General features: G+C 62.7%; 13 protein-coding genes. 9 read left to right on the top strand and 4 right to left on the bottom strand.

The features are described from left to right. Positions 1-6 precede the first annotated feature (6 nt). Positions 7-651, bottom strand: a complete 645-nt coding sequence (eda, locus tag FD715_RS13620) for a bifunctional 4-hydroxy-2-oxoglutarate aldolase/2-dehydro-3-deoxy-phosphogluconate aldolase (RefSeq protein WP_147110558.1) — start codon at positions 649-651, stop codon at positions 7-9. After that, positions 652-2466 (bottom strand): phosphogluconate dehydratase, encoded by a 1815-nt coding sequence (edd, locus tag FD715_RS13615; protein ID WP_147110555.1) that lies wholly within the window; start codon positions 2464-2466, stop codon positions 652-654. Positions 2467-2679: 213 nt separating this feature from the next. Here edd and FD715_RS13610 point away from each other — a divergent pair, with 213 nt between their 5' ends. Together FD715_RS13610 and FD715_RS13605 are read left to right on the top strand one after the other, a co-directional pair. Beyond that, on the top strand, positions 2680-3489 hold the full coding sequence (locus FD715_RS13610; protein ID WP_147110552.1) for a division plane positioning ATPase MipZ: 810 nt from the start codon (positions 2680-2682) through the stop codon (positions 3487-3489). Positions 3490-3542: 53 nt separating this feature from the next. Continuing rightward, entirely contained in the window at positions 3543-3863 is a 321-nt protein-coding gene (locus tag FD715_RS13605) for an antibiotic biosynthesis monooxygenase (protein WP_147110549.1), read from the top strand. Here FD715_RS13605 and FD715_RS13600 read toward each other — a convergent pair. Continuing rightward, positions 3853-4290, bottom strand: a complete 438-nt coding sequence (locus tag FD715_RS13600) for a MarR family winged helix-turn-helix transcriptional regulator (protein WP_147110883.1) — start codon at positions 4288-4290, stop codon at positions 3853-3855. The genes FD715_RS13605 and FD715_RS13600 overlap by 11 nt on opposite strands. A gap of 67 nt (positions 4291-4357) precedes the next feature. Between FD715_RS13600 and hmgA the strand changes: the two genes are divergently transcribed. From hmgA to FD715_RS13585, 4 genes are all read left to right on the top strand, one after another. Then, entirely contained in the window at positions 4358-5713 is a 1356-nt protein-coding gene (hmgA, locus tag FD715_RS13595) for a homogentisate 1,2-dioxygenase (protein ID WP_147110546.1), read from the top strand. Continuing rightward, complete coding sequence (locus FD715_RS22535; protein WP_189799492.1) at positions 5710-5886, top strand: hypothetical protein; 177 nt, start codon at positions 5710-5712, stop codon at positions 5884-5886. Before hmgA ends, FD715_RS22535 begins: the two co-directional genes overlap by 4 nt. Before the next feature lie 188 nt (positions 5887-6074). After that, entirely contained in the window at positions 6075-7331 is a 1257-nt protein-coding gene (gene fahA, locus FD715_RS13590) for a fumarylacetoacetase (protein ID WP_147110544.1), read from the top strand. Between the two features lie 73 nt (positions 7332-7404). Next, entirely contained in the window at positions 7405-7629 is a 225-nt protein-coding gene (locus FD715_RS13585; protein WP_147110541.1) for a hypothetical protein, read from the top strand. Here the strand turns inward: FD715_RS13585 and FD715_RS13580 are convergent. After that, positions 7626-8015, bottom strand: coding sequence for a RidA family protein (locus FD715_RS13580; RefSeq protein ID WP_147110538.1), 390 nt, complete (start codon positions 8013-8015; stop codon positions 7626-7628). The genes FD715_RS13585 and FD715_RS13580 overlap by 4 nt on opposite strands. Before the next feature lie 206 nt (positions 8016-8221). On the opposite strand from FD715_RS13580, the gene FD715_RS13575 reads away from it, so the two are divergent. The 3 genes from FD715_RS13575 (at position 8222) to FD715_RS13565 (ending at position 11885) form a co-directional block, all read left to right on the top strand. After that, positions 8222-9397 (top strand): amidohydrolase family protein, encoded by a 1176-nt coding sequence (locus FD715_RS13575; protein WP_223274877.1) that lies wholly within the window; start codon positions 8222-8224, stop codon positions 9395-9397. Between the two features lie 251 nt (positions 9398-9648). Next, positions 9649-11316, top strand: a complete 1668-nt coding sequence (locus FD715_RS13570) for an ABC transporter substrate-binding protein (protein WP_147110535.1) — start codon at positions 9649-9651, stop codon at positions 11314-11316. Positions 11317-11399: 83 nt separating this feature from the next. Further along, positions 11400-11885: a DUF2165 domain-containing protein gene (locus tag FD715_RS13565; RefSeq protein ID WP_147110532.1), complete on the top strand. Its 486-nt coding sequence runs from the start codon at positions 11400-11402 to the stop codon at positions 11883-11885. The last annotated feature ends 16 nt before the right edge of the window (positions 11886-11901 follow it).

Raw genomic sequence — 11901 nt, 5'->3', positions numbered from 1 at the left:
GCGCTGTTACCGAGGCAACGCCGCCGCTTCGCATGCCAGGGCCTCGATCCCGGCCCAATCGCCTGCCAGAACTTTGTCCTTCGGGGCCACCCACGACCCACCAGCACACACCACGTTCGGCAAGCTGAGGTAGCTTTCCGCATTGGCCATGTTGACCCCACCTGTTGGACAGAAAGAGATCTGAGGCAGAGGCGCGCCGATGGCTTTGAGCGCAGGCGCACCGCCCGACGCTTCCGCCGGGAAGAACTTGAGCATGTCGTAACCGCGCTCATAAAGGCTCATCGCCTCGGACGCCGTGGCAGCGCCGGGCAGAAGCGGCAGTTCCTCGGCCTCGCAAGCCGCGATCAGTGCTTCGGTCGCACCGGGCGACACGCCGAACTGCGCGCCCGCCTCTTTCGCGGCCTTTACATCGTCTGGCGTCACCAGAGTGCCGGCGCCCACAACGCCGCCCTCAACCTTGGACATCGCCGCGATGACGTCGAGCGCGGCGTCCGTGCGCAAGGTCACTTCCAACGCGGGCAAGCCGCCAGCAACCAAAGCCTCGGCCAAGGGCACTGCATGGGCCACATCATCCACCACCAGCACAGGCACGATCGGCGCCAATTCACAGATTTCACGGGCGCGCACGGCAGCGGCTTTGGCGGTCAGCATTCAAAAGTCTCCAAAAACGGTCGCGCCTGTATTGGCGGACCCAACAGTATTGCGGAAGGCGTGGAACATGTCGCGCCCCACACCCCAATGATTTTGCGAAAGATCTGCGGTCACGTGGGGGCGGTCAAGCACCCCGTCGGTCAGCACCTCCAGCTGGCCCGACACGGCATCGACGCGGATCACATCTCCGTCTTGCACCTGCGCAATGACACCGCCATCCAGCGCTTCGGGGCAGACATGGATGGCCGAGGGCACCTTGCCCGACGCGCCTGACATGCGCCCGTCGGTAACCAGCGCCACTTTCTGCCCGCGTCCCTGCATGATGCCGAGGATCGGTGTCAGGCTGTGCAGCTCAGGCATGCCGTTGGCCTTTGGCCCTTGGAAGCGGACAACGATAACAAAATCTCCCTCGTTGAACTCGCCTGTCTTGAACGCCGCCTTGACCTGATCCTGGTCATGGAACACACGGGCTGGCGCTTCGACCACGCGATGTTCGGGTGCGACGGCAGACACTTTCATCACGCCGGTGCCGAGGTTGCCGACCAACCGGCTGAGGCCACCCGTCTCCTGGAACGGATCAGCCGCCGGGCGCACGATCTTGTCGTTCAGGCTGGTGCCTGCGCCCGGTTGCCAGGTCAGTTCACCGTCGATGAGCTTGGGTTCGTGGGTGTAGTTCTCAAGCCCTTCGCCAGCCACGGTTTGTGTATCGTCGTGGAGCAGGCCCGCTTTCAGCAATTCACCGATCATGAAGCCCAGACCACCCGCGGCATGGAAATGGTTCACATCGGCCAGACCGTTGGGATACACGCGCGCGATCAGCGGGGTGACTTCGGAAAGATCGCAGAAATCCTCCCAATCCAGCACGATGCCGCCCGCACGGGCCATGGCGATCAGGTGGATCAGCAGGTTGGTGGACCCGCCTGTGGCATTCAGACCGACAATCCCGTTCACGAACGCCTTTTCATCAAGGATGTTGCACACGGGCGTGTAATTGTTCCCGAGGGCGGACAACGACAACGCCCGCTTGGCCCCTTCAACAGTCAAGGCATCGCGCAAAGGCGTGCCCGGATTCACAAAGGATGCGCCGGGCAGGTGCAGCCCCATGAACTCCATCAGCATCTGGTTGGTGTTCGCCGTGCCGTAGAACGTGCAGGTGCCGGGGCCGTGATAGGCCGCCATCTCAGAGGCAAGCAGTTCCTCCCGTGTCGCTTCACCAGCGGCGAACTTCTGGCGCACCTTGGCCTTTTCGTCGTTCGACAGACCGCTGGTCATCGGACCGGCAGGTAGGAAAACGGCTGGCATATGTCCAAACGACTGCGCTGCGATGATCAGTCCCGGCACGATCTTGTCGCACACACCCAGAAACACAGCCGCGTCAAATACGTTGTGCGACAGCGCGACGCCGGTCGCCAGAGCAATCACGTCGCGGGAAAACAGGCTCAACTCCATACCCGCTTCGCCTTGGGTCACACCGTCACACATTGCTGGCACGCCACCCGCCACCTGCGCCGTGCCCCCAGCCGCGCGGATCGCGTCGCGGATCAAGGTCGGATAGGTCTCGAACGGCTGGTGCGCCGAAAGCATGTCGTTATACGCTGTCACGATGCCAAGGTTGCCCACGCTCGCCTCGGCCAGCCGCGACTGGTCGGGGCCCGCGGCGGCAAAGGCGTGTGCCTGCCCGCTGCAGGACAGGTGCGCACGCGCCGGTCCCTGAGATTTGGCCGCCGCCATGCGGTCCAGATAGCGCCGCCGTGTCGGGGCGCTGCGGTCGATCACGCGCTCGGTCACGCGCTGCAAAGTCGGGTGCAAGGGCATATCGCTCTCCTCGTTCCTCACTTCGTTCCATAGACATATAGGCGCGGCGAGTGCCCGCGTTCGATCACCGTGTATGATAGCGCTAACAGAAAGGCAACGCGACATCCGCGCCACGTCGCCGCAGGAAAGTTGCGTCGCCCGCTTTCAAAGCCTCTCGCCACTACATATAGTAGCGCAAAATTCGCAAAGCGGATGTGCGGTTAGGGGGCAGTCATGGCGCATATCATCGTGGTCGGCAACGAAAAGGGCGGGGCCGGCAAATCGACCGTCTCGATGCACGTGGCCACGGCCCTTGCGCGGGCCGGAAAAAAGGTCAGCGCGCTGGATCTGGACCTGCGGCAACGCACTTTCGGACGGTATGTCGAGAATCGGGCATCATTCCTTGCCTCGACCGAACTCGATCTGCCGTCGCCGGACGTGCATGACCTGCCTGAGATTGACGCAGCCGACCTCAAACCGGGTGAAAACATCTATGACCACCGGCTGTCGGCAGCGGTCGCAACGCTAGAGCCCGACAACGACTTCATCCTGATCGACTGCCCCGGCTCGCACACCCGGCTCAGCCAGGTGGCACACTCGCTGGCCGACACCCTGATCACGCCGCTCAACGACAGCTTTGTCGACTTCGACCTGCTGGCGCGGATCGACGCCTCGGGCGAAAAGATCCTCGGGCCGTCCGTCTATTCGGAAATGGTCTGGAATGCCCGCCAACTGCGCGCGCAGGCCGGTCTGAAACCTATCGACTGGATCGTGCTGCGCAACCGCATGGGCGCACAACGCATGGTCAACAAGGAAAAGATGGAGCGCGCGATCAAGATGCTTGCCCAGCGCATCGGTTTCCGCATCGCACCTGGGTTTTCCGAGCGCGTGATCTTTCGCGAACTGTTCCCGCGCGGCCTGACCCTGCTGGATCTCAAGGATATCGGGGTCAAGCAACTCAACATCTCGAACGTGGCCGCACGGCAGGAACTGCGGGATTTGATCAAGGCGCTCAATCTCCCCGAGGTCGAGGTCGACTTCTAGGACAGGCACGTTAAACTACCGGCATTGCTTAGAATTCATTGCCGGAACTGACCATGCCAGAACTCTCCCCTGATCCGTTCATCCAGATCATACGCTTTCGCGTGACAGAAGGACGGGCTGAACCACTGATGCAGGCCATCTTCGAACATCTCGATGGCTGGATCAGCGGGTGTGATGGCTTCCTGTCGTCGAATTTCCACGTGTCCGGAAGTGGCTTGCACGTCATCAACTACGCGCAATGGCGGGATCAGACGGCTTTTGACAGCTTCCTGCACCATCCTCGCCAGCCCGAGCTTGCCGATACGATTGCACAGCAGCGTCCCGAACGGGTCGAAGCCGACAGTTTCGCGCTGGTCCGGTCGGTCACGGCCTAGCAGCCAGCCGCTCCAACATCGTGCGCAGCAACGCAGCCTCTTGCCGTGACATGCCGTCGGTCAGGGCTGTGTCGTATTCTGCGGCTGTCGCCTTGAGATCCTGATACACGCGCTGCCCTGCAGAGGTCAGCGTCAGGTATTCGACACGCCGGTCCACCTCGGCCCGTGTGCGCGTCAGATAGCGCCGCTCCGCCAGCCGCTGCACGGCGCGGCTGATCTTGGTCTTGTGCATCTGCGACCGCGCGCCGATGCCGCTGGCCGTCATCTGCCCGTAAATGCCGAGATGGAACAGAACGCGCCACTCGTTGCGCAGCATCCCGTACTTGTCCTTGTAGACTTTCTGAAACTCCAGGCTCGACGCCTCCGCCGCCTGGTTCAGCAAATAGGGCAGGAACTGCCGCACATCGAAATCATCGCTCTTAACCATTGGCATCCGCTTGTTAGTTACAATTCCAACTATTACATGTGTGACCAATTCCGCAAGGGAGGTGTCCATGAACCGCCAGTCCGCTCCGCACTCCATGATCCAGGCGCCATCAGGTGCAGGCATCACCGAAGGGTACATGCCCGGCTTCGGCAACGATTTTGAGACCGAGGCGCTGCCGGGCGCGGTGCCCGAGGGCATGAACTCGCCACAGAAGTGCAACTATGGCCTTTATGGCGAGCAACTGAGCGGTACGGCCTTCACCGATGTGCGGCCCGAACGCACATGGTGCTACCGCATCCGCCCCTCGGTGAAGCATTCGGGGCGCTACGCCCGCATCGACCTGCCCTATTGGCACTCCGCGCCGCACATCCCGCAGGGCGTCACAAGCCTGGGCCAATATCGCTGGGATCCAGTGCCCCACACCGATCAGGACCTGACCTGGCTGACGGGTATGCGCACCATGACCACAGCAGGGGACGTGAACACCCAGGTGGGCATGGCCAGCCATATCTACCTCGTCACCACCTCCATGCAGGATGCCTATTTCTACTCCGCCGACAGCGAGATGCTGGTGGTCCCGCAGGAGGGACGGCTGCGCTTCTGCACAGAGCTCGGCATCATCGACGTGGAACCGCAAGAGATCGCAATCCTGCCCCGCGGCCTCGTCTACCGCGTCGAGGTGCTCGAAGGCCCCTGCCGCGGCTTTGTCTGCGAAAACTATGGCGCCAAGTTCGAACTGCCCGGGCGCGGCCCCATCGGCGCCAACTGCATGGCGAATCCGCGCGATTTCAAAGCCCCCGTCGCCGCCTTTGAGGACCGCGAGGCGCCCTCAACCCTCACCATCAAATGGTGCGGCCAGTTCCACGAGACCGAAATCGGCCATTCCCCGCTGGATGTGGTGGCATGGCACGGCAACTATGCGCCGCTGAAATACGACCTGAAGACCTACTGCCCGGTGGGTGCGATCCTCTTCGACCACCCCGATCCATCCATATTTACAGTGCTCACAGCCCCCTCGGGCCAGCCGGGCGTGGCCAATATCGACTTCGTGCTGTTCCGCGAACGCTGGATGGTGGCCGAAGACACGTTCCGCCCGCCATGGTATCACAAGAACATCATGTCAGAGCTGATGGGCAATATTTACGGCCAGTACGACGCGAAGCCCAAAGGCTTCGTGCCGGGCGGGATGAGCTTGCACAACATGATGCTGCCGCACGGGCCGGACAAAACCGCATTCGAGGGGGCCTCGAACGCTGACCTACACCCGCAGAAACTCGACAACACCATGTCGTTCATGTTCGAAACCCGTTTCCCGCAGCACCTGACACAATTCGCGGCTCAGGAAGCGCCGCTGCAGGACGATTACATCGACTGCTGGACAGACATCGAAAAGAAATTCGACGGGAGCCCGGGCAAGAAATGATGGAATATCTCGGATACCTCATGGGCGCGTTTATCGTCTTTGTGCTGGGCTTCATCCTCTGGGGTTGGTGGCAGAAATTCGTCCAAAACCGCCCCGACCGCTACGGCAAGGGGCCAGGCCACGACCTACGCGGGGCCGAGCGCGGGCAGTGGCACCGCACAGACAAGACGTGACGGAGTTCATCTCCTCCATTTCATGGGTCGGCTGGCTATTAATTGCCCTGAGTGTATTCACAGTTTGGCAACTGCCCACCATCATCCGCCAGTGGCGTAACCATCCCGCGGACAACCGCAAGATACAGCCGGGAGAAGACCCGCCCACCCACGGCAATGGGTGGTTTTGAAGACCGAAGAAAGACCAAATGCCCCTCACGCCCGCCTGGCTCGACAGCGCCAACAGCCCCGACACCGACTTCCCCCTCAACAACCTGCCCTACGGCGTGTTTTCCACCGACACGCTCGGTCCGCGCTGCGGAGTCGCTATCGGCGACATGATCCTCGACGTCACCACCGCAGAGGCGCAGGGCATCATCGACCTCACCGACGAACCGCTGTTCGAACTGCCCTTCTGGAACGACCTAATGGAGCAAGGCCCCGCCGTCTGGACCGCCCTGCGCAACCGCCTGACCGCCCTGCTGAAGAAAGGCTCCAAGGATCAGGCGCTCATAGAACCGCTTCTCGTCCCTATGGCCGACGCCACGATGCACATGCCGTTCGTCGTCTCCGAATTCACCGACTTCTACGCAGGCCGCCACCACGCCACCAATGTCGGCACCATGTTCCGCGGCCCCGAAAACGCGCTGCCGCCCAACTGGTTGCACATGCCCATCGGCTACAACGGCCGCGCCTCGTCCGTCGTGGTCTCCGGCACCGACATCCGCCGCCCATGGGGCCAACTCAAATCACCCGATCACGACATACCCGCCTTCTTGCCCTCCCGCCGCTTCGACATGGAGCTTGAGATGGGCGCCATCGTCGGCATGGCGTCAGACGGCCCCCTGACGGTAGATCAGGCCGACGCCGCGATCTTCGGCTACGTCCTCCTCAACGACTGGTCCGCGCGCGACATTCAAGCGTGGGAATACCAGCCGCTCGGCCCGTTCCAGGCCAAAGCCACCGCCACCTCGGTCAGCCCGTGGATCGTGACCAAGGCCGCGCTTGAGCCTTTCCGCACCTCAACGCCAAAACGCGAGGTCGAACTGCTCGACCACCTCAAGGACACCGGCCCGATGCTCTACGACATCGACCTGACGGCCACCCTTGCACCGGCAGGCAAGGACGCCACCACAATCACCCGCACCAACTACCGCGAGATGTACTACTCTGCCGCCCAGCAACTGGCGCACCACAGCACCTCGGGCTGCCCGATGAACGTCGGCGATCTTCTGGGCTCCGGCACCATCTCCGGCGCAACAAGGCCAGAACGCGGCAGCCTTCTGGAACTCAGTTGGGGCGGCAAGGACCCCATCACGCTCGACACAGGCGAAACACGCACCTTCCTCGAAGACGGCGACACGCTCACGCTTGCTGGCCACGCAAAGGGCGACCGCTACCGCATCGGATTTGGCACCTGCGCCGGAACCATACGCCCCGCCTTGAAAAACCCGTACAAACGCTAACGTCTTCCCTGTTTCCAGAAAATCCCAGGGTCTGGGGCAGAGCCCCAGTCCAACAGGTACAAGGCGCACCAACATGTCCAACAAACAAACGCCCAACAAATTCGGGCCTACCCGCAGCGACCTGATGTTCCGCTTCTGGTTCTCAGTCGCTGGCCTCGCCATGCTGACCGGGGCGCTGATCTTCCGCGGCATGCCGCAGGGACCGGCCGGATGGGAAGCCATCGGCCTCGCCGCGATCTTCTTCGGCGGCACGTTCGCGTGGACAATCTGGAAACTGCTCCGCCGCGATCACGGCTAGGGGGCGGCGGCCCACACCTCGACCTCGACGGTGAACTCGGGGCGGGTAAAGCCCGACACGATCATCAGCGTCGAACTGGGCAACACCTCGCGCCCCGCCAGAAACGCATCCCGCGCCTCCATGTATCCAGCCATATGGCTGCGGTCGGTGACATAGGCGCTGACATGACACACATCCTGCGCGCCCATGCCCGCCTCGGCCAGAATGGCGGCGATGTTTGCAAAACAGATGTCGGCCTGCGCGCGTGTCCCCGCGGGGACAGTGCCATCACCGGCCAACCCCAACTGCCCGGACGTGCGCACCATCCGCCATCCAGCGGGCACTTCGACCCCATGTGAGTAACGGGCGAAGGGCGGTGCGATGGAGGGTGGCGCGAGAGACTGCATACCCTCCACTCTTGCGTGTGCACATGAAATTTGAAACCCTCCTTCCATAGTGCTGGTGCGGATTTTTGTCTCAAGGGCGGCTGACATCCACTTCCATGCCAGAGGGAGGGGAGGCTTATGGACATGCGGCTCTTGCACCTGCGCGATTACGCGGATCCAGATATAGCCACACGTGTCTGCAACAACGCACGGACACGGCAGAGTAAATGAACGTCCTTGTCCCGCAAACTCTTGTCGCGGCACCTGCATCCTTTGGCGGCACAGTACATGATGACTGCCTGCATGGCAGCGCTGTCATCGAGAACGGCCGACTGATAGGACTGGCGCCACCGACGGGCGCGCCCGAACGCATGGTCCTGCCCCGGCTTGTCGAGCCGCATTGCCACCTCGATAAATGTCATACGATCCACCGACTTGGTCAGGTCGGCGGCAACCTGCATGAGGCCATCGCGCGGCAGCACGCGGACAAGAACCACTGGGACGAAGACGACTTGCGCCACCGCGCCGCCAAGGGGCTGGCGGAAGCACACAGCAATGGATGCATCCTGATCCGCAGCCATGTGGACTGGGGCAACGAACCGGCTCCGCCGCTTGCGTGGTCCGTTCTGGTCGAACTGGCCGAGGATCACTCGGGGCTGCAGCTCGCCGCTTTGACGGGGATCGAGCTGTGGAGCTACCCGGAATTTGCACAAACAGTCGGTGACGTGCTGCGCCTGACCGATGGTGTCGCAGGCGCCTTCGTGTATGACGACCCGCGCACGCATGCCGGGCTAAAGGCCATCTTCGCGACCGCTCAGTCGCATGACCTGATGCTTGACTTTCACGTGGACGAGGGGCTTGGCGACCTGAACGGGCTAGAAATGATCGCCGACATCGCATTGGATACCGGCTTCGACCGCCCGATCCTGTGCGGACATTGCGTCAGCCTGATGGACCGCAGCCCAGACGATGTCACCCGCATCGCGGACAAGCTGGCGCGGGCGGGCATCACGGTGTGCGCCCTGCCCGTGACAAATCTCTACCTGCAAGGGCGCACTGATGGCACACCGGACCGGCGCGGGATCACCCGGCTGCGCGAATTGCGCGCCGCTGGCGTGCCGGTGGTCATTGGATCGGACAACGTGGCAGACGCGTTTTGCCCCCTCGGCGCCCACGATCCGCGCGCGGCGCTCGCGCTGGCCTGCGTGACCGCGCATCTCGACTCGCCACTGGCAGACTGGCTGCCTGCCATCACCACGGATGCGGCAACGGCGCTGGGTGCACCGCCCGGCACGGTTGATGGTGCGGCACTCACCGACCTGTTGACCTGTAATGTGACGCACACGGCGGACCTCGTATCGGGGCGGGCCCCTCTGCGCCCGGCGTCAGAGGACCTGGCCTGATCCAAAGGGCGCATTTCAACCAGTAGACGACGCAAACCCGCAAAAAATGCTGGCGCGTATGCAGTATTCAAATCCCTGCAACTCCGGACCACGGGGTTGACGCCATGCGCCTGATCGTTTGAACTTCGGGCGTCTCCCGCCACGGGATGGCGACAAAAACGCAGGTCAACTGCAACACCGAAACGGTTGGGCACTCACCCTGACCGACAGGGCGCAAACACATGTTTGCGACGCCAACAGAGAGGAAGAACATGACATTCACAACCCGTACCGGCAAACCGCTGCCGCAATCCATCGTGGATTCAGCGGCCAAGGTCGGCACCGATCCCATCAACCGCCGCGAGTTCCTGGCGACAGCCAGCAGCTTCGGCGCCACCGCTGCCGTTGCCTACGGCATGCTGGGCATGACCGCCCCCGCCGCCAAGGCCGCAGGCCACGCCGACGGCGGCACACTGCGCTACCAGACCGAGGTCCGCGCGCTCAAGGATCCGCGCACCTATGACTGGTCGCAGATCGCCAACTTCTCACGCGGCTGGCTGGAGTACCTCGTCACCTACGAAAACGACGGCACCTTCCAGCCCGCGCTGCTGGAAAGCTGGGAAATCAACGACGACGCCACAGTCTACACCCTGAACCTGCGTCAGGGCGTCAAATGGAACAACGGCGACGACTTCACTGCTGAGGACGTGGCCCGCAACATCGCTGGCTGGTGCGACAAGGACCTCGAAGGCAACTCGATGGCGGGTCGTTTCAACACGCTGATCGACGCCGACACCAACAAGGCCATCGAAGGTGGGATCGAAGTGGTGGACACGCACACCGTGCGCCTGAACCTGCCCGCTTCTGACATCTCGCTGATCGCAGGCATGGCGGACTACCCTGCGGCCATCGTGCACAGCAGCTACACTGCGGACACCGCGCTCAGCAATCCGATCGGCACTGGCCCCTACCTGCCGGAATCGCTCGAAGTGGGCGTGAAGGGCGTGCTGGTCAAGAACGCCGACCACACCTGGTGGGGCACCGAAGTGTATGGCGGCCCATACCTCGACCGGATCGAATACATCGACTACGGCACCGACCCCGCCGCATGGATGGCTGCGGTCGAAGCGGACGAGGTTGACATGACCTACTCCGTCGACGGTGACTTTGTTGACCTGATTGCCGCCATTGATGGCATGGTCCAGAACGACATCGTGACGGCGGCCACCATCGTGATCCGGCCCAACCAACTGGCCGAAGTCGACGGCAAACGCCCCTACGAGGACGAGCGTGTGCGCCGCGCCATCACCATGGCCGTCGACAACACCATCCTGCTCGAACTTGGCATCGGTGGCCGTGGCGAAGTGGCCGAAAACCACCACGTCGCACCGTTCCACCCCGAATATGCCGAAATGCCACCCATGGAGGTTGATCCCGCAGGCGCCAAGGCCCTGATGGACGAGGCCGGCATGGGCGATTTCGAACACGAGCTGATCTCGATCGACGATGGCTACCGCAAGGACACCACCGACGCGGTCGCAGCCCAGTTGCGTGACGCGGGCATCAACGTCAAACGGACGGTCCTGCCCGGCTCGACCTTCTGGAACGACTGGGCGAAATACCCGTTCAGCTCCACCAACTGGAACCACCGCCCGCTGGGCGTCCAGATCTGGGCGTTGGCCTACCGTTCGGGCGAGGCATGGAACGAGTTTGGCTGGTCCAGCCCCGAGTTCGACGCCAACCTGACCAAGGCCCTCGCCACAGCGGACGTCGAAGAGCGTCGCAAGCTGATGGCCATCGGCCAGAAGATGATCCAGGACGCAGGCGTCACGATCCAGCCCTACTGGCGGTCGCTGACCAACCACACCAAGGAAGGTCTGGTGGGGGGCGAACACCACATCACCTACGAATTCCGCCCGGCCCAGGTCGCCTGGACCTGATCCACGCGCGGAGTGTGAATTCGGAAAAGGGCCGCCATCGCGCGGCCCTTTTTCATGGGGAGCCAGGAAACGGGAGGCAACAGATGGACCATATGCTGATCGCTGCACAGGCTCTTTCGACCAGCCTTCTTGCCGGATGGCTCACTCTTGGCGTCCGCGACAACATCCTTCACCCGTCGGTGAATGAAACCTATACGGCCGAAGTGCTGAGCATGACGCGGATGCGGATCGACTACCCGGAGGCGTTCGCCCATGTCGCCCACCGCGCCATCACGAACCGCAGGCTGCAAAGGATGGCCTTTCACCTCGTCGTCGTGGCGGAACTGGCGGCCACACTTGTGCTTTGGGCCGGGGTCATAGGTCTGATCATGGGGCTGGTGGGGACCGGCAATGCCGACACAGGCCGCGCTGTGGCGATGGCGGGGGCCATGCTGTTCACTGCGATCTGGGCGGGCTTCCTGATCATCGGCAACCACTTCTGTTACTGGTTCTGCCACGAGGGGGCGCAGAACACGCACTACCAGATGACGCTCTGGGGACTGGGCACGATGATCTTGCTGGCGCTTTGACGGGACGGAGGGCGGG

The organism is Tateyamaria sp. syn59 (genome assembly GCF_007995245.1).
Lineage (GTDB): Bacteria > Pseudomonadota > Alphaproteobacteria > Rhodobacterales > Rhodobacteraceae > Tateyamaria.
Note: the sequence above shows the minus strand (reverse complement) of the source record. Positions and strands in the feature narration are given on the sequence as shown.